The sequence below is a fragment of the Streptomyces zingiberis genome, from assembly GCF_012034935.1.
GTDB lineage: Bacteria > Actinomycetota > Actinomycetes > Streptomycetales > Streptomycetaceae > Streptomyces > Streptomyces zingiberis.
This window is the reverse complement of record NZ_JAATEN010000002.1, coordinates 365398-389525: the sequence shown is the minus strand read 5'-3', so window position 1 is coordinate 389525 and position 24128 is coordinate 365398. Positions and strand designations below refer to the sequence as shown.

At 74.1% G+C, this 24128-nt stretch carries 19 protein-coding genes; 10 read left to right on the top strand and 9 right to left on the bottom strand.

What is annotated here, in order from left to right:
- Window positions 1–345 precede the first annotated feature (345 nt).
- The gene (locus HCK00_RS03820; protein WP_168100282.1) at window positions 346–723 is read left to right on the top strand and encodes a MerR family transcriptional regulator; all 378 of its coding nucleotides are present in this window, start codon (window positions 346–348) and stop codon (window positions 721–723) included.
- An 83-nt stretch (window positions 724–806) separates the two neighbouring features.
- On the opposite strand, the gene HCK00_RS03815 is transcribed toward HCK00_RS03820, so the two are convergent.
- Window positions 807–1547, bottom strand: a complete 741-nt coding sequence (locus HCK00_RS03815) for a hypothetical protein (RefSeq protein ID WP_168100281.1) — start codon at window positions 1545–1547, stop codon at window positions 807–809.
- A 285-nt stretch (window positions 1548–1832) separates the two neighbouring features.
- Here HCK00_RS03815 and HCK00_RS03810 point away from each other — a divergent pair, with 285 nt between their 5' ends.
- Window positions 1833–2696: a helix-turn-helix domain-containing protein gene (locus HCK00_RS03810; RefSeq protein WP_168100280.1), complete on the top strand. Its 864-nt coding sequence runs from the start codon at window positions 1833–1835 to the stop codon at window positions 2694–2696.
- Window positions 2693–2866, top strand: a complete 174-nt coding sequence (locus HCK00_RS03805) for a DUF397 domain-containing protein (protein ID WP_375781907.1) — start codon at window positions 2693–2695, stop codon at window positions 2864–2866. Before HCK00_RS03810 ends, HCK00_RS03805 begins: the two co-directional genes overlap by 4 nt.
- A gap of 99 nt (window positions 2867–2965) precedes the next feature.
- Here the strand turns inward: HCK00_RS03805 and HCK00_RS03800 are convergent, their stop codons facing one another.
- From HCK00_RS03800 to HCK00_RS03775, 6 genes are all read right to left on the bottom strand, one after another.
- Window positions 2966–4369 (bottom strand): AbfB domain-containing protein, encoded by a 1404-nt coding sequence (locus HCK00_RS03800; RefSeq protein ID WP_168100278.1) that lies wholly within the window; start codon window positions 4367–4369, stop codon window positions 2966–2968.
- 532 nt (window positions 4370–4901) lie between these two features.
- Window positions 4902–5957 (bottom strand): LacI family DNA-binding transcriptional regulator, encoded by a 1056-nt coding sequence (locus HCK00_RS03795; RefSeq protein WP_206319861.1) that lies wholly within the window; start codon window positions 5955–5957, stop codon window positions 4902–4904.
- A 2-nt stretch (window positions 5958–5959) separates the two neighbouring features.
- Complete coding sequence (locus HCK00_RS03790; protein ID WP_168100276.1) at window positions 5960–7666, bottom strand: glycoside hydrolase family 13 protein; 1707 nt, start codon at window positions 7664–7666, stop codon at window positions 5960–5962.
- 366 nt (window positions 7667–8032) lie between these two features.
- Window positions 8033–8839 (bottom strand): sugar ABC transporter permease, encoded by an 807-nt coding sequence (locus HCK00_RS03785; protein WP_206319926.1) that lies wholly within the window; start codon window positions 8837–8839, stop codon window positions 8033–8035.
- Between the two features lie 179 nt (window positions 8840–9018).
- Window positions 9019–10044, bottom strand: a complete 1026-nt coding sequence (locus HCK00_RS03780) for a carbohydrate ABC transporter permease (protein WP_168100275.1) — start codon at window positions 10042–10044, stop codon at window positions 9019–9021.
- Window positions 10045–10109: 65 nt separating this feature from the next.
- The gene (locus HCK00_RS03775; protein ID WP_168100274.1) at window positions 10110–11402 is read right to left on the bottom strand and encodes an extracellular solute-binding protein; all 1293 of its coding nucleotides are present in this window, start codon (window positions 11400–11402) and stop codon (window positions 10110–10112) included.
- Between the two features lie 621 nt (window positions 11403–12023).
- Between HCK00_RS03775 and HCK00_RS03770 the strand changes: the two genes are divergently transcribed.
- The 5 genes from HCK00_RS03770 (at window position 12024) to HCK00_RS03750 (ending at window position 18104) form a co-directional block, all read left to right on the top strand.
- Window positions 12024–12932: an NADP-dependent oxidoreductase gene (locus HCK00_RS03770; RefSeq protein WP_168100273.1), complete on the top strand. Its 909-nt coding sequence runs from the start codon at window positions 12024–12026 to the stop codon at window positions 12930–12932.
- Between the two features lie 273 nt (window positions 12933–13205).
- Window positions 13206–15113 (top strand): glycoside hydrolase family 13 protein, encoded by a 1908-nt coding sequence (locus HCK00_RS03765; RefSeq protein ID WP_168100272.1) that lies wholly within the window; start codon window positions 13206–13208, stop codon window positions 15111–15113.
- Window positions 15114–15137: 24 nt separating this feature from the next.
- Complete coding sequence (locus tag HCK00_RS03760) at window positions 15138–16217, top strand: LacI family DNA-binding transcriptional regulator (RefSeq protein WP_168100271.1); 1080 nt, start codon at window positions 15138–15140, stop codon at window positions 16215–16217.
- 35 nt (window positions 16218–16252) lie between these two features.
- Window positions 16253–17092, top strand: a complete 840-nt coding sequence (locus tag HCK00_RS03755; protein WP_168100270.1) for a phosphatase PAP2 family protein — start codon at window positions 16253–16255, stop codon at window positions 17090–17092.
- Window positions 17093–17255: 163 nt separating this feature from the next.
- Window positions 17256–18104 (top strand): HAD family hydrolase, encoded by an 849-nt coding sequence (locus tag HCK00_RS03750; protein ID WP_311765122.1) that lies wholly within the window; start codon window positions 17256–17258, stop codon window positions 18102–18104.
- A gap of 169 nt (window positions 18105–18273) precedes the next feature.
- On the opposite strand, the gene HCK00_RS03745 is transcribed toward HCK00_RS03750, so the two are convergent.
- Entirely contained in the window at window positions 18274–21351 is a 3078-nt protein-coding gene (locus HCK00_RS03745; protein WP_168100268.1) for a bifunctional [glutamine synthetase] adenylyltransferase/[glutamine synthetase]-adenylyl-L-tyrosine phosphorylase, read from the bottom strand.
- Between the two features lie 205 nt (window positions 21352–21556).
- Between HCK00_RS03745 and HCK00_RS26820 the strand changes: the two genes are divergently transcribed.
- Both HCK00_RS26820 and HCK00_RS26815 read left to right on the top strand, forming a co-directional pair.
- Entirely contained in the window at window positions 21557–22237 is a 681-nt protein-coding gene (locus HCK00_RS26820; RefSeq protein WP_206319860.1) for a DUF1622 domain-containing protein, read from the top strand.
- Window positions 22234–22599, top strand: a complete 366-nt coding sequence (locus HCK00_RS26815; RefSeq protein ID WP_206319859.1) for a hypothetical protein — start codon at window positions 22234–22236, stop codon at window positions 22597–22599. Before HCK00_RS26820 ends, HCK00_RS26815 begins: the two co-directional genes overlap by 4 nt.
- 115 nt (window positions 22600–22714) lie before the next feature.
- On the opposite strand, the gene HCK00_RS03730 is transcribed toward HCK00_RS26815, so the two are convergent.
- The gene (locus tag HCK00_RS03730; RefSeq protein ID WP_168100267.1) at window positions 22715–24109 is read right to left on the bottom strand and encodes a glycoside hydrolase family 43 protein; all 1395 of its coding nucleotides are present in this window, start codon (window positions 24107–24109) and stop codon (window positions 22715–22717) included.
- Window positions 24110–24128 lie beyond the last annotated feature (19 nt).

Here is a 24128-nt window from a genome sequence, read left to right as displayed (position 1 = left end):
GAGGCGGCCTCGTGCGGCGACGCGCCACGCCCGTGGAGACCGCTGAAGGTTCTTGCTGCAAGAAACGTCAAGCGCTTGGTTCCCGGAACGTATGCGACCCTCCCTCCGAGGTCAATACCCTGGACATCGCCGCGTTACCGGCGGGAAATCGGCATCGCGACCACCCTGCTGACGACCTGCAATCTCTTACGCAATCAGTTGCATGAGAGGGGACACCCAGAACCGGGGCGCCGGAAGCGGGGGCATGACGGTCTTCACCCCCCGGAGCCGTCGCCTACGGTGAAATCTGAAAGCTGACACTGACGTCAGAGGCAGATCCGCCGAGGCGGGGCGACGGGAGACACCATGAGGATCGGGGAACTGGCGAGGCGGGCCGGGGTCAGCGTGCGCTCACTGCGCTACTACGAGCAGCAGGGGCTGCTGGACCCGGAACGCACCGCGGGCGGCCAGCGCGTCTACGAGGAGGGAGCCGTCGAGCGGGTCCACCTGATCCAGCAACTCTTCGCCGCGGGCCTGCCCAGCCGCACGATCATCGATCTGCTGCCCTGCGTGTCGACGGGGGTGGCCACGGCCGGCATGTTCGACACGATCCGGCACGAGCGTGCGGCCATCGAGCGGCGCATCGCCGAACTCACCGCGGCACGCGACAAGCTCGACGGGGTCATCGAGTGCGTCCTGCGCGCCGGGATCCACCAGGAACCGTCACCGCACGCCGCCGGGTGACGATCCCGCGCCCGCCGCGCGCCGCGCTCCCGGCCGCGGGAGGCCACCGACCGGCGTCACAGTAGGGGCGCCCGGCCGGCGGTTCACCCGCGGTCCGGGCGGCCCGCCAGCAGGTCCGACGCCCAGGAGGTGAGGCGGCCCCAGCGGGCGTCATGGCGCCGCTCCCGCTCACCGGCGCGGCGCCGGCGGCGGGAGCCCTCGGGGTAGCGGCGGTGCGCCCAGAGCGAGCCGGGCCGGGCCAGCCGCACCGCGGCGATCCAGGCGACCGGGGGCAGGAAGACCCCCAGCACCCCGGAGCGCAGCTTGCCCTTGGCGAAGGCGACCACCACGACCAGGAAGTGCGCCACCACCGACAGGACCAGCACGGTGCGCCCGTTCTGCTGGTCGACGCCGATGTTCTCCACCCCGAGCGGCGAGACGCCCAGCAGGACCATGCCGACCGCCGCGGCCGTGAGCACCACGGCCTCCACCGAGGCCCGGCCCTGCGGGCTCCAGTAGACGTCGGTGAGGTAGAGCATCAGCGCGAACTCGTCCATGACCAGGCCCATCCCGGCGCCGAACACCATGGCCATGGCGTTCCGCCCCCAGCCCTGGCCCGGCGCGGCGGCCATCCCGAAACCGCCGACCGCCGCGAGGACCACCCCGGGCACCATGTGGTGCACATGGACCCGCCCGCCGCCGATGTTGCGGAAGGGTCCGACGCCCGCCCGGATCATCCGGGTGACGCCCCGGGTGACCAGGAAGACGATCACGAAGACGGCCAGGGCGAGCAGCAGCGGCAGCTTCCCCGGCGCCTCGATGTTCCGGTACCACCAGTCCCCCATGCCACCTCTCCTCCCGCCGCACCCACGGACACGACGACCGGTATGCCACGAATATCCCGATCGGCGTTCACCTTAGGCGCCGCGGCCACCCCCGGACCGCCGACCGTCCCTGCGGCCGCTGCCGGATCACCCGGACTCCCCCGGGACCGGTGGCGCGCCCACGGCGTACGGACGGGGTCCGGGTGGTGTCCGGGTTCTGTACGGGTCCGCGCCCGGAACCCCGGCCGCGTTCCGGAGTTGGCAGGGCGTCGCCGTGGACACATCCGGAGGGAAGGGACGACGAGGATGGGAACCAGCCGCCTGCGGAGCAGGGCCCCGAAGGACGACCGTCCCGCCATCTGGGTGGGCTACGGGAAGATCGTCAAGCTGTTCCGGGAGCGCGCCGGGCTGACGCAGGAACAGTTCGCCGAGGCCATCGGCTACTCGTCCGAGCAGGTGGGCTCCGTCGAACAGGGCCGCCGCCCGGCGAAACTCAACTTCACCCAGGGGGCGGAACGGACACTGAACGCCGGGGGTGTGCTGGACGTGCTCCAGGAGAGCGTGGACCTCGCCCGGCTCCCCGCGTTCTTCCAGGACTTCGCGTTGATCGAGGCGAACGCGGTGAGCCGCTTCGCCTATGATCCGCTGCTCGTCCCCGGCCTCCTGCAAACGGAGGCATACGCCCGCACGCTGCTCAACGCGCATTTCCCGCCACTGGCCGACCGGGTGATCGAGGAGCGCCTCTCCGCACGCCTGGCTCGTCAGGATCTGCTCAGGCGCACGCAACCGCCTCTGGTCCTCGTCTTCATCATCGAGGAGGCCGTCCTGCACCGGCACGTCGGGGGGTCCGACGTGATGCGGGAACAACTGGGATACCTGCGGGAGTGCGGCAGTCTGCGCAACGTCTCGGTACAGGTCATGCCGACGGCCCGTTGCGCCCACAGCGGTCTCAACGGCCCCATGGTGCTGCTGGAGACCTCCGACCGCAGGCCCTTGGTCTACATCGAATCGCAGGACATCGGCACGGTGGTATCCGACCGGGAAGAGGTCAGTGAGTTCTGGATGCGCTATGGGATGCTTCGCTCGCAGGCTCTCGGAGAGGAGGAGTCTGCGCATCTCATCGAGCGCTTGGCGGGAGACCTATGTCAAGGGAACAGCCCGAGCACATGACGTGGTTCAAGAGCAGCTACAGCGGGACGAGCGGCGGTGATTGCGTGGAGGTGGCCGTCGACCGGAACGCCGTTCACGTACGGGACTCCAAGGAGCGGCGCGGCCCGGCGCTGCGGTTCTCCGCCGCCGGGTGGTCCGCCTTCGTGGCGGGCGCACGCGCCCGGGGCTGAGTCCCGCGCCGCTGCCGCACGGCGTGGCACGGCCGGACCCCGCACCCGATCGCCGGGGTGCGGGGTCCGGCCGTTCCCGGCGCCGGCGGCTCGCCCCGCTCAGCCGAGCGGGGCGACGAGACGGAAGGAGCTGTCGTTGCGGAACAGCTTCGACCCGTCGGTCGTCTCGGCCTTCAGGGCGAAGTTGCGGTGGCGGAGGAAGACGTCCGGCAGGAACTGGGACTCGAAGGACACCGAGTCGGCCGTGGCGCCCGGGCGGTCGCAGAAGGTGGCCTGGCGCCGGAAGGACTGGGAGTCCCCGAGCGCCGAGAGCACCACCTGCGAGTCGGCGTCGACCCGCACATAGCGGCCCTCGTCGTTCTTGAACGAGTAGCAGGAGTCGTCGGAGAGGCCGGGGAGCACGTTGAAGGCGGCCCGCCGGTCGTCGGGCACGTCCCCCGCGTCGATCCTGCTGAGCCGGATCCGGCCGTCGCTGTGGCGCAGGTAGCGGCCGGGGTAGTTGACGGCCTGGAATGACCGTTTCGCCACGGCGCCGGGCTCCGGCAGCCCGCCGCCCTCGGGGGCGGTCGGGCTCGGGGGCACGCTCGGCTGGGGCGCGTTGGGCAGCGAGGGGGTGGGACGGGGGGCCGCCCCGTCGTCACCGTCCGGGAGGAGGCTGCCGTCGTTCATCCCGAAGAACCAGATGGTGGCCAGCAGGGACAGGCCCAGCAGGGTGGCGAGGAACAGCACCGGGTTCAGCGGCCACCGGCGCAGACGGCTCCCCGTCCCCCCGGTGTCCTCCGGCGGTGGCGGAGGGGACGAGGGTTCGGCGGGTTCCTCCGGCGCCTGCGCGAAGAAGGCCTCCGCCGGTGACGGCGGGGAGGCTTGCCCACCGCGACGGGCGCTCCGCCCCGGGCGCCGCTCGCGGGGCGGTTTCCGGCGGCGCCCCTCGGGCGCGGGTGCGGGCGGCGCCATCGGGACCAGCGGCCCGGTGGAGAACGGCCCGGACGCCGCCGGCATGGAGGAGAACGGGTCGGCCGCGGGGAAGGGATCGGGCGGGAACGGGTCGGAGGGGAACGGATCGGCCGGGAAGGCGTCCGTCCGGGAGGGCGCGGACGCGAACGGATCGGCGGACGACGCCTGCGCCCCCGCGAACGGGTCGGCGGGCGCCTGCGCTCCGGCGAACGGGTCCGCGGGCGCCTGGGCCCCCGCGAACGGATCCGCGGGCGTCTCCGCCCCGGCGAACGGATCGGCCGGCGCCCGGGCCCCCGCGAAGGGGTCGGCGGGTGCCTGCCCCGCGAAGGGGTCCGTGGCCGCGCGGGCCCCGGCGTAGGGGTCGGAGCGGGCCCCCGCGGAGGCGAACGGGCCCGAGGTGTACGGGTAGTCCCCGGCCTGCGGGGGGAACCCCGTGTCCTCGCCCGTGGGGAACGGGCCACCCGGCCGGGCGTCGCCCGCGCCCGGGTACGGCGGGAAGCCTGTGGGGTCGGGGCCCGGATCACTGTCGAAGCGGTGGTCTTTGGCCAACTTGGTTTCCTCTCAGGCCTGTCCGGCGAACACAGCGGGAGCTGAGCGGCCTGCGGACCGGAGGGTCCGGGGCCCGGGACGCACGAGATTGCGCCACAGTAACGGAAAGGTCACCCCGGAGGAGGGCGTTTCACTTACTGGTTCCACGGTGGTAATCGCCCAGTTGGCACCCGGAAACGGAAGAACAGCATCCGCGACCGGTCCGGACCTGGGAGATCATGCTCCGGGCCGGGCACCGAACGGTCACCGGACCGCGCCTGCGTCCCCCGGCCCCCGGCCCCTGCCCACTGCCCACTGCCCACTGCCCACTGCCCGCCGCAACCCGGCCGTCCCGCCGGGGTGTTCCGCGCCCCGGGCCTGCGCCGCCGACGGGATCGGCCGCGGGCCCCACCGTCAGGAGACCGGCCCCCACCACCTCTCGGCCGCCACCTCACGGGCGCTCATCTCGCGGATCTCACCTCTCGGGCCGCCGCCCCTCGGTCCCCGTCACCGCCTCGCCGCCGCCCGCCGCCCGCCGCCCGCCGCCCGCCGGTCAGCCTGCCGCCGCCCGCCGGGCCGGCCCGGTGGAACCGCGCACCACCAGGTCCGGCTGGAAGACGAACTCCGCCCGCTGGCCCCGGCTGCCCTCGATCTCCTCCAGCAGCGCGCCGACCGCCGCCGTCGCCATGGACCGCACCGGCTGCCGCACGGTTGTCAGCGGCGGGTCGGTGAAGGCGACCAGCGGGGTGTCGTCGAAGCCCACCACGGAGACGTCGCCGGGCACGTCCATCCCCCGCTGCCGGGCGGCGCGGATCACACCGAGCGCCATCAGGTCGCTGCCGCACACCACTCCGGTGCACCCCTCGTCCAGCAGCGCGCCCGCGGCGGCCTGGCCGCCCTCCAGGCCGAACAGGGTGTGCCGCACGCGCCGTCCGGCCTCCTCGGCCGAGTGGCCGAAGGACTCCCGCAGTTCGGCAGTGAACCCCTCGGCCTTGCGCCGCGAGGGCACGAAGCGTTCCGGGCCGACGGCCAGGCCGATCCGCTCGTGCCCCAGCTCCGCCAGGTGCCGGACGGCCATCCGGGCCGCGGCGCGGTCGTCCGGGGAGACGAAGGGCGCGGCGACATGCTCGTTGTAGCCGTTGATCAGGACGAACGGCACCCCGTGCGCCGACAGCCGGGTGTAGCGGACGGGGTCGGCGGAGGTGTCGGCGTGCAGCCCGGAGAGGAAGATGATCCCGGTGACGCCCCGCTCCTGAAGCTGTTCGACCAGTTCGTCCTCGGTGGCGCCGCCGGGCATCTGGGTGCAGAGGACCGGCGTGTAGCCGTGCCCCGCCAGGGTCTGCTCGATGACCTGGGCGAAGGCCGGGAAGATCGGGTTGGTGAGCTCGGGGATCACCAGCCCGACCAGCCCGGCGCTGCGCCGCCGCAGCCGCACGGGACGCTCGTAGCCGAGGACGTCCAGCGCGGCGAGCACCTTCTGCCGGGTGGTCCGGGCCACCCCCGCCTTGCCGTTCAGCACCCGGCTGACGGTGGCCTCGCTGACGGCCGCCTGGACGGCGATGTCCGCGAGCCGCGGGGCGGCGGAGTCGCCACCCCGCGGCGGCGCCATGGTCACACCGTCCACCACACGGCGGAGTCGGCGGGCAGGACCGCCTCACCGCCTTCGAGGGTGACGTCCGAACCCGCCAGCAGCACCTGCCCGGGCACCGGGAGGCGGACCGGCTCGGCGGTGGTGTTGACGGTGCAGACGAACGCCGTCCCGCCGTTCCCGCCGCTCTCCCCGCTCGTCCCGGGCTCCCCGGCCGGGACCCGCCGGAAGGCGAGCACGCCCTCGGGCGCCTCCAGCCACTCCACCGCGTCCCCGGCGCCGAGCGCCGGGTGGTCCCGGCGGGCGGCCAGCGCGGAGCGGTAGAGCTCCAGCATCGAGGCCGGGTCGCCGGTCTGCGCCTCGACGCTGAGCTTGGCCCAGCTCTCCGGCTGCGGGAGCCAGCTCGGGCCGCCCGGCTCGGGCCCGAAGCCGTACGGGGGCTCCGAACCGGACCACGGGATCGGCACCCGGCAGCCGTCACGCAGCCCGTTCTGCCCGTTCGTCTTGAAGAACGACGGGTCCTGGCGGACCTCGTCGGGCAGGTCGGTGACCTCCGGGAGGCCCAGCTCCTCGCCCTGGTAGAGGTAGGCGGAGCCGGGCAGGGCCAGCATCAGCAGCAGGGCGGCGCGGGCCCGGCGCAGCCCGCGTTCCGGGTCTCCGCCGGCGTAGCGGGTGGTGTGGCGGACCACGTCGTGGTTGGAGAGCACCCAGGTGGTCGGGGCGCCCACGGGGCGCATGGCCTCCAGGGACTCGTCGACCGCCGCGCGGATCCGGGCGGCGTCCCAGCCGGTGTTCAGATAGTGGAAGTTGAACGCCTGGTGGAGTTCGTCGGAGCGGAGGTAGAGCGCGGTGCGGTCGGCGCTGGGGGTCCACGCCTCGGCGACGCCGATGCGCTCGCCCGGGTACTCGTCGAGCACCTTCCGCCAGTCGCGGTAGATCTCGTGGACGCCGTCCTGGTCGAAGAAGGGCAGCTTCTGGTTGCCGAGCAGTTTCAGCTGCTCGCCATGGCCCATGTCGGGCAGGCCGGCCGCCTTGACCAGGCCGTGGGCGACGTCGATGCGGAAGCCGTCGGTGCCCAGGTCCAGCCAGAAGCGGAGGATGGTGCGGAACTCGTCGTGGACGGCGGGGTGGTCCCAGTTGAAGTCCGGCTGCTCCGGGGCGAAGAGGTGGAGGTACCAGTCGCCGGGGGTGCCGTCCGGGTCCGTCGTGCGGGTCCAGGCGGGCCCGCCGAAGATGGACTCCCAGTCGTTGGGCGGCAGCTCACCGTCCGCACCCTTGCCGGGCCGGAAGTGGAAGCGGTCGCGCAGCGGGGAGCCCGGCCCCTCGCGCAGCGCCTGACGGAACCAGACGTGCTGGTCGGAGCAGTGGTTGGGCACCAGGTCCACGATGACGCGCAGGCCCAGCGCGTGGGCGTCGCGGATGACGGCGGCGGCGTCGTCGAGGGTGCCGAACATCGGGTCGATGGCGCGGTAGTCCGCCACGTCGTAGCCGGCGTCGGCCTGCGGGGAGGCGTAGAAGGGGGAGAGCCAGACGGCGTCCACGCCCAGGTCCCGCAGGTACGGCAGGCGGGCGCGCACCCCGGGCAGGTCGCCCATGCCGTCGCCGTCGGCGTCGGCGAAGCTGCGCGGATAGACCTGGTAGATCACCGCGTCCCGCCACCAGCCGGTGGGCTGAGCCGCGGTGGGGGCGGGGGAGCCGGTCCGGGTCACGTCGGTGCGGTCGTCGATCATGTCGTCCCTGAGTCTCGGGGAGGGCGGCGGCCGGTCCGGGCGGATGTCCGGAGACCGCCGGGCGGCAGGTGGGGGGCGGGTAGGGGTGCGGACGGTTACCGCTGCCCGTATCCGGTGGTGGCTGTGCCCATGAACGCTGTGTGCACGGGCGCTGTGTTCATGGGCACGGCGTCCGGCCGGTCTCCCGGGGTGCCGGTGGGCCGGCGGGCGCCATGGGGTCGGTGGGCTCCTCGGGGTCGGTGGGCTCCGTGCGTTCGGTGCGTTCGGTGGGTCGCGGGACGCCCGTCAATTCTCCCGGATGCCAGGCGCGTTCCGGCGGGGAGCACCCGCGCGTCGTGCGGGCCGTTCACGACCGCTCCGGGCCGGTCATGACTTGGTCGCGCCCGCGGTGAGCCCGGACACCAGATGGCGCTGGGCGATACCGAAGACGATCGCGGCGGGCACGGCGATGACGACGGCCGCGGCCGTCATCGATCCCCAGTCGCTGCTGTACTGGTTGACGAAGGTCTGGAGGCCCCCGGCGAGCGTCAGGTTCTCCTCGCCGGTCATGAAGGCCGAGGCGTAGGCGACCTCGGCCCAGGCGGTGACGAAGCTGTAGAAGCCGGTGACGGCGAGCCCGGGCTTGGCCAGCGGCAGGATCAGCCGCCAGAAGGTGCCGAAGGGGTTGAGCCCGTCCACCCGGCCCGACTCGTCGATGGCGACGGGGATGGTGTCGAAGAAGCCCTTCATCATCCACGCGCAGAACGGCACCGCGATGGTGAGGTACGTGATGATCAGGCCGATGGGCTGGTTGAGCAGCCCGAACCGCGCCATGAGGTTGTAGAGCGGCACGATCAGGATCGCCATCGGGAACATCTGCGTGATCAGCAGGGTCCACATCAGCGGGCGCATCCCGGGGAAGCGGAAGCGGCTGACGGCGTAGCCGGTGGTGGCCGAGATGAACACCCCGAGCACGGTGGTGACCAGCACGACCAGCACCGAGTTGCCGAACCAGGTCAGGAACGCCGTCTCGGTGAGCACGTGGTGGTAGTTGTCCAGGGTGAAGTTCTCCACCAGCGAGGTGGTGAAGGCGTCGCTCCCGGGCTTGAAGGAGGTCACCAGCAGCCACAGCGGCGGGAAGACGGCGACCGCGGCGGCCAGCAGCAGCCCCGTGTGCAGGGCGGCGGAGGCCAGCGGCCCCCGCTCGCCCCGGCCGCGTACCCGCGCCGGGGACGATCCGCCGCCGGTGCCCGGGGGGCGCCCGGCCGGGGCGGGGGCGGTGGTGGCCGGGCCGGGGGTCACCACCGGCGGCGCTGCCGATGTGCTGTCCGGGCGGCCGGCGGGCTCCGGGTTTCCGGTGGTCCTCACGGTCGTCACCACACCTCTCCCTGCTTGCGGAGCGAGCGGCGGTAGACCACCGCGAAGAGCATGAGGATCAGCAGGATCAGCACGCCCCAGGCCGCCGAACCGGCGAAGTCCCGCGGGCTGTTCAGGAACGACAGCCGGTAGGCGTAGGTGACCAGGATCTCCGTGGAGTCACCGGGCCCGCCCCGGGTGAGCAGGAAGATCACCGGGAACATGTTGAAGGTCCAGATCGTGGAGAGCAGGATCACCGTGGAGCTGACCGAGCGGATGCCGGGCAGCGTCACGTTGCGGAACCGCTGCCAGGCGCCGGCCCCGTCCATCTCGGCGGCCTCCAGCAGCTCGCCGGGTATGGACTGGAGGGCGCCCAGCAGGGCGACGAGCATGAACGGCACCCCGAGCCAGACGTTGACCGCGATGACGGAGATCTTGGCCCAGGCCGGGTCGGCCAGCCAGGGCACCCCGTCGATGCCGCCGCCGGCCAGGACCTGGTTGAGGATGCCGTTCTTCTCGTTGTAGAGCATCCGCCAGGCGAAGACGGAGACGAACGCCGGGATGCCCCAGGGCAGGATCAGCGCCATCCGGTAGGCGGCCCGGCCGCTGACCTTGCGGTTGAGCATGTTGGCCAGGACCAGGCCGATGAGGAAGGTGATCGAGACACAGCCGACCGTCCACACCACCGTCCAGCCGAGCCGGTCCCAGAAGACGGAGTCGGTGAGGACCGCCCGGTAGTTCTCCAGGCCGGTGAACTCGTAGGTCGCCTCGATCTCGTTGACGCCGATGGTGCGGGCGACGTTGGCCTCGTCGGCGTCGGTCAGCGACAGGTACACACCGCGGGCGAGCGGATAGCCGATGATCACGCCGATGACGATGACCACCGGGGCCACCATGGCCCAGGCGTACCAGTGCGTGGCCAGGGCGCGGCGCAGCCGCCCGGGCGCCCCTCCGGATGGTTCGCCGGTGCCGCGGGCCCGGCCGCGGGCGCTCTTCCGCGCGCCCGCGGCCGGTTCCGCCGACCGGCCGGTCTCGACAGCCATGGTCGTCGGTCAGCCTCTCCCCGAGTCGTCCGCGGCGCCCGTCGCGCCCGCGGCTCGTGCTCCGTCTACTTCCAGTCCCCGTCCTTGAGGAGCTTCGCGTACTCCTCGCCGACCTTGTCCGCGGCGGCCCGCGGCTTCGTCTTGCCCGTCAGCACGTCGGCGAGCTGGACGCGGATGGGCTCGAAGAGGGAGTTGCCCTCGGCGATCCAGGGGCGCTGGACGGCCTTGTCCACGGCCGGCTTGAAGAACTGGACCATCTGGTTGTCCTTGACGGACGCCTCCGCGTAGACCGAGGTGCGGGTCGGCAGCAGGCTCAGCTCCTCGGTGGTGGCCTTCTGCACCTTCGCGGAACTCATGTACTCCACGAACGCGTAGGAGGCGTCCAGATTCTTCGAGCCCGCGTAGACGGAGAGGTTGTGGCCGCCCTGCGGGGCACCCTGGGCCTTGCCGCCGGCCGGGACGGCGGCGACGCCCAGGTTGTCCTTCTCGTCCTTGAACTCCTTGCCCGCGAGGGTGTCCTCGATGGCCCAGGGGCCGTTGATCATCATCGCGACCTTGCCGTCCTTGAAGGACTTCTGCATGTTCTCCCAGCCGTCGGTGATGTCCGTCGTCGCGGCTCCGGAGTCCACGAGGTCCCTGATCGCCTCGAAGGCGCCGGCGCCGGGGCCGTCGTCGATGGTGATCTTCTTCGCCTCGTCGTCGACCATGTCGCCGCCCTCGCCGTAGAGGAAGGGCAGGAACCAGTAGGGGTCGTCACCGCGCATGTAGAAGGGGGTGACGCCGTCCTTCTCGAACTTCGCGGCGGAGGCCTTGATGTCCGCGAAGGACTCGGGGACCTCGACGCCGGCCTCCTTCAGCAGCTTCTTGTTGTAGAAGAGCGCGAGGGTGTCGGTGACCTGCGGCACGCCGTAGGTCTTGCCGTCGTACTGGGTGGAGCCCCAGGGCTGCTCCAGGAAGTCGTCCTTGTCCTCGACGGCGCCCGTGCCGTCCAGCGGGGCGAGGTAGCCGATCTTGGCGAAGTCGGCGACCCAGGCGACCTCGGTGCGCATCACGTCGGGCGCGCCGGAGCCGCCGCCGCCCGCGGCGTTCTTGAACTTGCCGTTGGCCTCGCCGAAGGGGACGTTGACGTAACGGACGTCGACCTTCGGGTGCTCCTTCTCGAAGGCCTCGGCGGTCTTCTCGAAGAAGGCCTTCTCGGCCTCGTTGGAGGTGTCCCAGAAGGTCACGGTGCCGGAGAGCTCACCCGAGCCCCCCTTCCCGCCGTTCCCGCCATCGCCGCTGTCGCCGTCCCCGCCGCATCCGGCCGCCGCCAGGGAGAGCGTCGCGACCAGCGCGGTGGCCGCTATGCCACGCCGCATGGTGTAACTCCTTCATGAGATGCCCGAGTCGGCCGGGGCCCCGCGGGGGCGTCCCGCCCTGGCCGCGCCGTCGCGGCGCCGGGTGTACGGGGAACGTAACAGGGACGCAAGGTGGCCGAAACCCCTTGCGGCAACTTTCTGCAAGAAGCCCGGATCGTTACGGCCACGTGTCTGCACGGTAGCCTCCACCCTCTTGACGTCCGGGATCCGAGCCTCCCTCCGCCGCCCCGGGAGCGGGCCGCCGCTGCAAGACTTTGCATGGTGATACGACTTCCGGCCTGCGGCCCCGTACACCGCCACCGTGGCCCGCGGCACCCGCGAGGGACGCACGCGGCCGGAGCGCGCCCCGCCGGGCCGGGCCGTCGGCGCGCGGTGCGCGGTTCCCGACGCCGCGCGGGGCTGCCGGACCCTCGCGCCGGCCTGCCGCCGCCACCGCGGGCTCGGGCGCGGGCGCGGGCGGCCTCACCGATGCGCACCGGCCCTCCGTCACCCGGGCGGCCCGCCCGACTTGCACCTCACACCGATGTGAGCTTTTAGCTTGGAGAGTGCCGGCGCCCGCCGGGCATTCACCCCGTGACCTCACACGCGGCCGGACCGGGCCGTGCGGAAAGGCGGAACGTCATGCGCGCAGCACGGTATCACGAGTTCGGCGATGTGGAGACCCTGGTGGTCGAGGAGGTGCCGGACCCGCATCCCGGGGCCGGTGAGATCCGCGTCCGTGTCGCGGCGGCCGGCGTCAACCCCATCGACTGGAAGGTGCGCTCCGGCGCGGCGCGGGAGCGGATCCCCGTGGACCTGCCGGCGATTCCCGGACGGGACGCCACCGGTGTCGTCGACGAGATCGGCGCAGGGGTGGACGGGGTGAGCGTCGGCGACCGCGTGTTCGGGCTGGGCGGGGTCACCGGCGCGACGGCGGAACTGGCCGTGCTCTCGGCCTGGGCCCCCGCGCCCACCGCCTGGTCCGACGAGGAGGCCGCCGGCGCCGGCCTGGCGCCCGTGACCGCGATGAGCGGGCTGACGGTGCTCGGCCCCCTGGAGGGACGCACCCTTCTCGTCGAGGGCGCCTCCGGCGGCGTGGGAAGCGCCGCGGTGGAGATCGCGGTGGCTCAGGGCGCCACCGTGATCGGGACGGCCGGTGAGCGCAACCAGGAGTTCCTCGCCTCTCTCGGAGCCATCCCCACCACCTACGGCCCGGGCCTCGCGGAGCGCGTGGCCACCCTGGCCCCGGGCGGGGTCGACCTCGCGTTCGACACCGCGGCCTCCGGATCCCTGGCCGACCTCGTCGCGATCGTGGGCGGCGACCCCGCCCGGGTGTCGACGGTCGCCGACCACGCCAACGCGGAACGCTTGGGGGTCCATGTGGCCAACGCCCGGAACGACCCCGCGCTCCTCGCCGACGTGGGTGAACTCGGCCGGCGGGGCCGCTACACCCCCCGCATCGAGCGGACCTACCCGCTCGAACAGATCCGGGAAGCCCACGCGCACTCCGAGAGCGGACACACCCGGGGGAAGATCGTGGTCCTCATCTGAGCCCGCTCCACCGTCCGGGGCCTTCCGCGGCCGGGGCCGCGGGAGGCCCGCCCTCCGCTCACCGGTCCCGCGACGATCCGGCCACACCGGAGAGCGTCCGGTCCACGGTGGCCGGGAGCGGGCGCCCCCACGGCCGGACGGGGCCGGCCCGCCGACCACCGCCCGGGGCACGCCACCCCGTCCCACGAGTCCCTCCGTCACCAAGGGGACCCGCCGCGCGTTGTCCCTGCCGGCGTCCCCGCGCCGCACCGGCCCACCGAAGGGGAGACGACGATGACGACCCGCGCGCACACGACCGCCCGCCCTGACCGGCCCCGCACCGCGCCGGCAGCCGTGCGCTCCCCCGTCCGCCCCGGCGGCCGCTGGTGGCGGGGCGCGGTGATCTACCAGATCTTCGTCCGCTCCTTCGCCGACGCCGACGGGGACGGCATCGGCGATCTGCGCGGCGTCCGCGAGCGGCTGCCGTATCTGGCCCGGCTCGGCGTGGACGCCGTCTGGCTCACCCCCGTCTACCGGTCCCCGCAGGCCGACGCCGGTTACGACGTCTCCGACTACCGGGAGGTCGACCCCCTCTTCGGGAACCTGGACGAGCTCCGCGCCCTGATCCACGATCTCCACGCCCGGGGCCTGCGGATCATCCTGGACATCGTCCCCAACCACACCTCCGAACAGCACCCCTGGTTCCGCCAGGCGCTGCGCGAGGGGCCCGGCTCCCCGCTCCGCGGGCGCTACTGGTTCCGGCCCGGCAAGGGCGCGCACGGCGAGGTACCGCCCAACGACTGGGAGTCCGTCTTCGGTGGCCCCGCCTGGACCCGCACCACGGACCCGGACGGCACCCCCGGCGCGTGGTACCTCCACCTCTTCTCCCCCGGGCAGCCCGATCTCAACTGGCAGCACCCCGCCGTCCGCGACGAGTTCCGCTCCATCCTCCGCCGCTGGCTGGACCTGGGCGCCGACGGCTTCCGCATCGACGTGGCCCACGGGCTCGTCAAGGAACCCGGACTCCCCGACATCGCCCCCAGCGAGCAGGCGCGGCTGCTCTGCACGGAGTACCTGCCGTTCTTCGAGCAGGACGGGGTGCACGAGATCTACCGGTCCTGGCGCCAGGTCCTCGACGAGTACCCGGGGCCGCGGATCGCGGTGGCCGAGGCCTGGACGCCCAGCGTCGACCGCACCGCTCTCTACCTGCGCCCCGACGAACTCCACCAGGCGTTCAACTTCCAGTTCCTGCGCAGCGCCTGGGACGCCGGGGAGCTGCGCTCCGTCATCGACGCCTCTCTCTCCGCCGCCGCCGTCGTCGGCGCCACCACCACCTGGGTGCTCTCCAACCACGACGTGGTCCGCCACACCACCCGCTACGCCGGCGGAGACCCGGAGCGCGGGCTGCGCCGGGCCCGCGCCGCCCTGCTGCTGATGCTGGCCCTGCCCGGCTCCGCCTACCTCTACCAGGGCGAGGAACTGGGCCTCCCCCAGGTCACCGACCTGGCCACGCTCGGCGGCGGGGATTCCGCCTCGGGGGGTAAGGGACGGGAAGGCGCGCGGGAGGGCTGCCGGGTCCCGCTCCCCTGGTCCGGCACCGAGCCCCCGTACGGCTTCGGGCCCGAGCCGGGCGGCCCGAGCTGGCTCCCGCAGCCGGAGAGCTGGGCGGGGCTCAGCGTCGAGGCCCAGAGCGGCGACCCCGCCTCCACCCTGGAGCTCTACCGCTCCGCGCTGGCCCTGCGCCGGGAGCACCCCGCGCTCGGCGCCGGGGAGCGGATCCGCTGGCTGGCGGCGCCCGACGGCGTGCTGGCCTTCCTCCGCACCTCCGCCGACGGGCCGCGCCGGGACGGCGGGGGTGCGCGGGCGGGTACGCGGGCAAGCGCGCAGGCAAGCGCGCGGGCGGGAGCGGCCGGAGACGGGCCGGGGCACGGCGGGGACGGCGAGGCGGGGGCCGGGGACGCCGTGGTCTGCGTCCTCAACACCCTCGGCCACCCCGTTGACCTCCCCCACCCCGGTGGCAGGCCCCTGCTCGGCTCCACGCCCCCCGCCCCCGCGTCCGGCGGGGCCGGAGACGGGAGCCACGACGGCACCGGTGACGGCCCTGACGGCCCTGACGGCGCTGACGGCGCCGGCGCCGTGGAACCGGCCCGTGCCGGGAGCGTCCGCATTCCGGCCGAATCCTGCGTGTGGTGGGCAATCTGACACGGGACCGGTACAGTCCAGCCCATGACCGCACGGCTCGCCGACATCGCAGCCCAGGCGGGGGTCAGCGAGGCCACCGTCAGCCGCGTGCTCAACGGCAAGCCCGGAGTGGCCGCGGCCACCCGCGAATCCGTGCTCGCCGCGCTCGACGTCCTCGGCTACGACCGCCCGGTCCGGCTGCGGCGGCGCAGCGCCGGCCTGGTCGGCCTGATCACCCCGGAGCTGGACAACCCCATCTTCCCGGCCCTCGCGCAGGTCATCGGGCAGAACCTCACCCGTCAGGGTTACACGCCCGTGCTGGCCACCCAGACGCCCGGCGGCTCCACCGAGGACGAGCTCACCGAGATGCTGGTCGAGCGCGGGGTCTCCGGCATCATCTTCGTCTCCGGGCTGCACGCGGACACCTCCGCGGACATGGGGCGCTACGACCGGCTCCGCGGCCAGGGGGTCCCGTTCGTCCTGGTGGGCGGCTTCTCGCCGAAGGTGCGTGCCCCGTTCGTCTCGCCCGACGACCGCGCGGCGATGCGGCTGGCCGTGACCCATCTCGCGGCGCTCGGCCACACCCGGATCGGCCTGGCGCTGGGGCCCCGGCGGTTCGTCCCCGTACTGCGGAAGACCGAGGGGTTCCGGCAGGGGATGCGGGAGGAGCTGGGCACCACCCCGGAGGAGTGCGAGGAGCTGATCGAGTACTCCCTGTACACCCTGGAGGGCGGGCAGGCCGCGGCCGACGCGCTCCTGGGGCGTGGCTGCACGGCCGTGGTCTGCGCGAGCGACATGATGGCCCTCGGCGCCATCCGCGCCGCCCGGCGGCGGGGGCTGTCCGTCCCCCGGGACGTCTCGGTCACCGGTTTCGACGACTCCCCGCTGATCGCCTTCACCGACCCGCCGCTCACGACGATCCGTCAGCCCGTCCAGGCCATGGGACAGGCGGCCGTGCGGGCACTCCTGGAGGAGATCGGGGGCACCCCCGCCCCGCACAGCGAGTTCATCTTCCTGCCGGAACTGGTGGTCCGTGGCTCGACCGCGGCGGCTCCCCCGCGCGGGCCCGCCCCCGGCCCGCGAGGCGGCGGGCAGCACGCGGCCGACGTCCGGGCCGGAGGGTGATCGGAGGGACGCGGCCGTCTGGCACACTGTGGCGCGTGGGTGACGCGACTGTGAGGACTCTGGAGAAATCACCGGCCGCCGAGCGGCCCGAGGAAGCACAGCCCCGGGGGGAGCGCCTTTCGTTCGACCGTCTCAGGCTGCCGCGCCGCCCCCGGCTGCGTTTCGAGATCCTGCTGATCGCGGTCAGTTACTGGACGTACTCGCTCATCCGCAACGCCGTTCCCGAACAGAAGGCCGCCGCCCTCCGCAACGCCGACTGGATATGGCGGGCGGAGGAAGCGCTCGGCATCGCCGTGGAACACGCGATCAACCACGCCGTCAACTCGGTGACCTGGCTGATCGTGGGGATGAACTACTACTACGCCACCTTGCACTTCGTGGTGACCATAGGGGTGCTGGTGTGGCTGTACCGCCGCCACCCCGGCCGCTACGCCGCCTCCCGGCTGGTGCTCTTCCTCACCACGGGCCTCGCGCTCCTCGGCTACTACCTCTTCCCGCTCGCCCCGCCCCGGCTGGTGCCGGACGGCGGGTTCATCGACACCGTGGTGGTGCACGGCACCTGGGGGTCGATGGCCTCCGGCAATCTGGCGTCGATGTCCAACCAGTACGCGGCGATGCCGTCCATGCACATCGGCTGGTCGGTGTGGTGCGGCGTCACCGTCGCCCTGCTCGCCCCCGCGCTGTGGGCCAAAGTGCTCGGCTGGCTCTACCCGGCGGTGACCCTGCTGGTGATCGTCGCCACCGCCAACCACTTCTGGCTGGACGCGGTGGGCGGGGTGCTCTGCCTGGGCGGTGGTTACGCCCTCTCCTGCCTCTGGTACCGCGCGCCGTCCCACCGCCTCCCGCGCCATCCCGCCGTGGCCGATGCCCGCTGAGCCCGCTGAGCCCGCTGAGCCCGCTGAGGTGCGGGGCGCGGCGGCCGTACCCCGTCCCGCCGGGCCCACGGACCCCGCGCGCTCCGGCCCGACGGCGATCCCCGGCGGCCCGTCCGGGCGGAGCGCCGCGGCCGGCGGACGGCCGGCCGGACTGCCGTACCAGGTGGTCGCCACCGACCTGGACGGCACCCTGCTCCGCGGTGACCTCACCGTCTCCCTGCGCACCCGGCAGGCGCTCAAGCTGGCCACCGGCGCCGGGGCGCTGCATCTCGTCGTCACCGGCCGGCCCGCCTCCTCCTGCCGCCGGTTCCTGCTGGAGCTCGGTTACAGCGGGCTCGCGGTCTGCGGGCAGGGCGCCCAGCTCTACGACGCCGCCACCGACCGGCTGCTGTCCTCGGCGGCCCTCCACCGGGACCCGGCCCGCGCGCTGGTCGCCGCGGTGGAGCGGGAACTCGGCCGGCTGGAGCTGGGGGTGGTCAACGCCGCGCCGGAGAACCGCTGCGTCTCCACGGCCGGCTTCTTCGGCGCGCCGCCGCCGGGCAGCGAGACGGTCACGGACCGGGCGGCGCTGTGGGCCGCGCCGCTGGAGAAGGTGCTGATGCGCCATCCGGAGCTGCCCGACGCGGCCGTGGTGGCCACCGCCACCCGGCTGGCGGGCGGCGCGATGACGGTGGTGCACTCGCAGCGGGGCATGGTGGAGCTGCTGCCCGCGGGCATCTCGAAGGCGACCGGGCTGGCCGCCGCCGCGGAGCGGCTGGGCTTCACCGCCGCCGGGACGGTCGCCTTCGGCGACATGCCCAACGACCTGCCGATGCTGGCCTGGGCCGGCCACGGCGTGGCCATGGCCAACGCCCATCCGGACCTGCTCGCGGCGGCCGACGAGACCGCGCCGGCGTCGAACGACGCGGACGGGGTCGCGATGGTCCTTGAACGCCTGTTCGCGGTGGAGGGTGACGGGACGGCGGCCGGCACCGGCACGCGGGACCTCCCGGAGCGCCGCGCCGGCCGGTGACGCGCGCCTTCCCCGGTCCCGGGCGCCCTCCGGCGCCGGGCGCCCGGCCGGGAGCGGCGTACGCCACGCGCCGGACGCGGCACGGACCGGTCAGGCCCGGCGGCACCCGGGCCGCGCGCGGCGTCAGGCCGTACGGCCGACCGGGCGGGGCACCGGGGCCGCCGCCGGCTCAGCCCTCGTCGTCGTAGAAGAGGCGCTCCATCACCCCGCGGGCGCGGCGCGTCACCCGGCGGTAGTCGTCCAGGAGTTCGCCGCTGCTGCCGAGTTCGTAGCCGAGGTAGCGGCCCACCGCCGCCCGCTCACGGACGTCCGCCGGGAAGGTGTCGCCGGGCCGGCCGCGGACCAGCATGACGGCGTTGCGGACCCGGGTGGCCAGCACCCACGCCTCGTCCAGCATCGCCGCGTCCTCCGCGGTGACCAGCCCGGCGGCGTGCGCGGCGGCCAGCGCCTCCCGGGTGCGGGTGGTGCGCAGGCCGGGCTCGGCCCAGGCGTGCCGGAGCTGGAGGAGCTGGACGGTCCACTCGACGTCGGAGAGTCCGCCGCGGCCCAGCTTGACGTGGGTGGAGGGGTCGGCGCCGCGGGGCAGCCGCTCGTGTTCCATCCGCGCCTTGAGCCGGCGGATCTCGCGGAGGGCCGTCTCGTCCGGCCCCCCGGCCGGGTAGCGGAACGGGTCGATCAGCTCGATGAACCGCTTCCCCAGCTCCGGGTCGCCGGCGACCGGCGCCGCGCGCAGCAGCGCCTGCCGCTCCCAGGGGCGGCCCCAGCGGCGGTAGTACGCCTCGTAGGAGGCGAGGGTGCGGACCAGCGGTCCGGTCTTGCCCTCCGGGCGGAGGTCGGCGTCGATGGGCAGCGGCGGGTCGGCGGAGGGGAGCTGGAGCAGCCGCCGCATCTCGTTCGCCACGGCGAAGGCGGCCCGGGTGGCCTCCGCCTCGGCCACGCCCTCGCGTGGCTCGTGGACGAAGAGGACGTCGGCGTCGGAACCGTAGTTGAGCTCCTGCCCGCCGAAGCGGCCCATGCCGATGACGGTGAAGCGGGTGGGCAGGGTGTCGCCCCACTCCGCGCGGACCGCGGCCCGCAGCGCCCCGGCGACGGTGGCCGCGTTGAGATCGGTGAGGGCGGTGCCGACCCGGTCGACGGCGGGCCCCGCGTCCTCCCCGGCGGGGCTGTCCTCGGTGCCGTAGGCGCCGATGAGGTCGGCGGCGGCGGTGCGGAACAGCTCGCGGCGGCGGACTCCGCGGGCCGCCGTGACCGCCTTCTCCGGTCCGTCCGCCCGGCCCACCGCGGCCAGCACCTCCTGGGTGAGCGCCGCCCGGTCGCGGGGGCGCAGCCCGTCCTGCCCGCCGAGCAGGGCGACGGCCTCCGGGGCGCGCATCAGCAGGTCCGGGGCGAGGCGGCCGGCGGAGAGGACCCGGGCGAGGTTCTCCGCGGCGGGCCCCTCGTCCCGCAGCCAGCGCAGATACCAGGGGGTGCCGCCCAGGGCGTCGGACACCTTGCGGAAGTTGAGCAGGCCGGCGTCCGGGTCGGCGGAGTCGGCGAACCAGCCGAGCAGCACCGGCAGCAGGGTGCGCTGGATGGCGGCCTTGCGGCTCACGCCGGAGGCCAGCGCCTCCAGGTGGCGCAGGGCGGCGGCGGGGTCCGCGTAGCCGAGGGCCTCCAGCCGGGTGCGGGCCGCCGCGGTGGACAGCCGCACCTCGCCGGTCTCCAGCTGCGCCACGGCGTCCAGCAGCGGGCGGTAGAACAGCTTCTCGTGCAGCCGCCGCACCTCGCGGGTGTGGCGCCGCCACTCCTTCCGCAGCCGGGCCGCGGGGTCCGTGGCGCGGTCCCAGCGGCAGACCGCGGCCATCGCGCGGCCGAGGCGGCGCAGGTCCTCCTCCGACTCGGGGACGAGGTGGGTGCGGCGCAGCCGGTACAGCTGGAGGCGGTGCTCCATGGCGCGGAGGAACCGGTACGCCTCGTCGAGCGCGGCGGCGTCGGCCCGGCCGACGTAGCCGCCGGCGGCGAGGGCGGCCAGCGCCTCCAGCGTGGAGGCGCTGCGCAGCGTGGTGTCGGCGCGGCCGTGCACCAATTGCAGGAGCTGGACGGCGAACTCGACGTCCCGCAGTCCGCCGGGGCCGAGCTTCAGCTCGCGCTCCACCTGCGCGGCGGGGATGTTCTCCACCACGCGGCGGCGCATCTGCTGGACGTCGGCGACGAAGTTCTCCCGCTCCGCGGCCTGCCACACCAGCGGGGTGACGGCCGCGCGGTACGCCTCGCCCAGCCGCTCGTCCCCGGCGACCGGGCGGGCCTTCAGCAGCGCCTGGAACTCCCAGGTCTTCGCCCAGCGCTCGTAGTAGGCGAGGTGGCTGGAGAGGGTGCGGACCAGCGGCCCGTTGCGGCCCTCGGGGCGGAGGTTGGCGTCGACCGGCCAGATGGTGCCCTCGGCGGTGGTGTCCGAGCAGAGCCGCATCAGGTGTGAGGCGAGCCGGGTCGCCGCCTGGAGCGCCGCGGCCTCCTCCTCGGCGGAGGCCCGCTCGTCCGCGGCCTCGGCGACGAAGACGACGTCCACGTCGGAGACGTAGTTCAGCTCGTGGCCGCCGCACTTGCCCAGGGCGATGACGGCCAGCCGGCAGGCGGCGGCGTCCTCGGGGGCGGCCTCCCCGGCGATGCGCAGCGCGGCGCGGAGCGTGGCGGTGGCCAGGTCGGCCAGCTCGGCCGCGGCCTCCGCCACGTCGATGGTGCCGCAGACGTCACGGGCGGCGATGGTGAGCAGGCAGCGGCGGTAGGCGGCGCGGAGCGCGTCGGCGTCGCCGGCGGCGGCCAGGTCGCGTTCGAACTCGGTCAGCCCGGGGTGGAGGTCGTCCGCGTCGTAGCCGACGAGCGTCTGGAAGTCGAGAGGGTGGCGGACGAGGTGGTCGCCGAGTTCCTCGGAGGCGCCGAGCACCCGCAGCAGCCGGTCGCGGAACGGCTTGGCGGAGACGAGGGTGTCGAGCAGGGCGCGGGCCCGGGGGCCGTGCGCGGTGATGTCGCGGGCCCCGGCGCCCCGGCCCTCCGCGTCGTGCGCGACCAGGGCGTCGGTGAGCCGGACCAGCGTGCGCAGGGCGAGATCGGGGTCGGCGGTCGCGCCGAGCGCGTCGAGCAGCTGGGGGTCGCCGCCGATGGCGCCGAGTTCGGGTGAGCGCAGCAGCCGTTCGGCCGTCGCCGGGTCGGTGAATCCATTCCGCACCAGCCGGGCGTGGTGGCTGTCCCGGCGTCCGCTCGGCAACGTCATCAGGCCTCCGGTCCTGTTCGGGGTGGTCCGAGCCTATGCCCTGCGGCGGCCGCCGCGGGGGCCGGGAGCGGAACGCGGACGGTTCGCCGCCCCGCGCCCCCGCCGGGTGGCGGATCTCCCCCGGACGGGCGGTCCGCTCGGCCATCGGGACGGCGGGGGCGGGGAGGGCCGCCGGTGAGGACCCGCCGCCGGGTAACGGCCCCGCATGACTGTCGCTGCCGAGTTCCCGCCACAGGGCTGGCTGACCGAGACGATCGCGGTGCTGGTCCTGGTGGTGGAGACCACCGGGGCGCTGATCGTCTTCACCGGCGCCGTCTGGGCGTTCCTCCGGTTCGCGGCCGGCCTCGCGCCGGGCCGGGCGCGGAAAAGCGGCCGGGAGCGGGGTGGCGGCCGGACACGGGGTGGCGGCCGAGTACGCGGCGGAGGCCGGGAGCACGGTGGCCGGGAGCGCGGCGGCTTCAACGCGATCCGGCTGACGCTCGGCCGGTTCCTCACGCTGGGGCTGGAGTTCCAGCTCGCGGGGGACGTGCTGCGGACCGCGGTCGCCCCCACCTTCACCGAGATCGGGCAGCTCGCCGCCATCGCCTCCATCCGGACGGCGCTCAACTACTTCCTCGGCCGCGAACTCGCCCAGGAGCGCGCCCAGCTCGAGCACGACCGGGCCCGCGCCGGAGGGGGCCGGTCCGGCGGTGGCGCTTCCGGCGGTGGTGACGGCCCCGGCGGAGGCGACGGCCCCGGCGCGGGCGGTGGTGACGGCTCCTCCGGTGGCGGGCACCCCGGTCCCGGCACGGGCCGCGGCGCCGTCGCCGGGTCCGGCGCGCGCGGCGGCGAACCCGGCGGCGGGTCCCGGCCGGGCGGGCCGCCCCTCCCGGGCGACGGTTCGTGAGGGCGCTGATCGAGACGGCCGCGCTGCTCTCCGCCGTCCTCGGCGTACCGGCCGCGCTGATCGTCTACGCCCGCGTCCGCGAGGTGGGGACGGCGCTCGGCGTCCTGCTGGACTTCCTGGCCGCCGCGGGCCTCATCCGGCTCTCGGCGGCGATGTCCTGGAGCTCCATCCTCGGTGCCGCGGCCGTCATCACCGTCCGCAAGGTCGCCGCCTACGGGGTGACCCTGACCGAACGCGGCCACAGGGCCCCTGACGTTCCGGACGCCAGGCACGCCACGGACGATCCGGATGCAACGGCTGCCACGGCTGCCCCGGACCCGGCGGACGCCCCCGGCGCGCCCGGCGCCGCGGGGAACGGCTGACCGGCGGCCGCCGGACCTGCCCGTTCCCCGCGTCTCCACCCGGCGGGGAAACGGCGGCCCGCCCGCCGCCGCCTCCCGCTCCGTGCCGCCGGGGCCCGGGGCACCGGCGGCCCGCTCAGTAGGTGATCTGGAAGGTGGCGTCCGCCCGGTCACCGGCGGGGGACCCCGCGCCGATCTCGTCGATGCGCAGCACGTAGTTCGCGTGCCGGAGGTACCGGGACGGATAGTTGTGCGAGCGGAACGACGTCCAGGAGGCGTCGGCGAGCCCGGCGGCCCGGTGGAAGGTGGCGTCACCGGCGAATCCGGCGGAGCCGTCGTTCCGGTCCAGCCGCAGCGCGTAGCCGGAGTGGCGCAGGAAGCTGCCCGGGGCGCTCACCGCCTCGAAGGACACCCCGGCGGGGTCGGCGAGCCCCGCGACGAGCCGCCACTGTGACTCGGGGTAGGGGTCGAAGGGGTAGGCGTCGATACGGGCCGCGGAGTTCTGGTGGCGGATGAACCGGTCGGGCTCGTTGTAGGACCTGACGCGGCGCCAGGACGGTGTCCCCCAGCGGGCGACCAGGTTGTCGTGCTCGGCGGTGGTGATCGGGCAGATGGTGGCGTGCTTGGCGTTGAGCGGCTGGGTGTAGGAGAACTTGCCCACCCGACTCCAGGCGTCCCGGCTGATGTCGTTGCTCGTCCAGACCTCCAGCTCGGCGTTGTTGGGGCTGAAGGAGTCGCCCCACAGATACCACTGGTTACGTGTGTTGTCCTTGGTGACGATGGGCGCCTCGATGGCGCCGCTGACGACTCCGGCGGTGTAGGTGCCGTTGTCGAAGCTGCGCGGCTGGAGCGTCGCGGACCGCGCGCCGTACAGGCGGCCGTTCGTCAGGTTCTTGTAGTAGAGGTAGTTCCCGGCGGCGGAGATGTGCAGGGTGGCGTCGAGCACGTCGTAGCCCGGGTGGAAGAACAGCTGCGGGGCGCTGACGTTGACGAAGTCGCTGGTGTAGTTGACCCAGAAGGCCTGGTAGCCGTCGATGTTGCCGGAGAAGACGATCCCGTACTGGCCCCGGGAGGCGTCCCAGAACGCCTCGGGCGCCCAGGTGTGCGCCTGCTTGTCGTGCAGCTTGAGCCGCCGGTAACCGGTGAAGGCGCGCAGGTCGGTGGAGTCCCAGGCGTGGATGTACTGGTTGTTCCGGCCGAAGTCGAGACCGTAGAGGTCGGTGGCGAGGACGATGAAGGTGCCGTCCTGCTTGCGCATGATGTAGGGGTCGCGCAGGCCACCGGTGCCGGCGGTGGGGGTGGCGACGGGGTTGTTGCCGTTCAGCGGGACCCAGTTGAGGCCGTCCCGGCTGACCGCCAGGTGCAGGGCGTACACCGCGCCGAGCTGGGAGGGCGACTCGGTGAAGTAGCCCATCACATAGCCGCCGTAGGGCTCGGCGGCCGCCGCCCGCCCGGCGGCCGCGGGCACTCCGGCGGTGGCGGCGGCCAGCGATGCGGCTCCCCAGGAGAGGAAGGTACGTCTGCTGCTCATGCTGTTCCCCTTGTCTCGC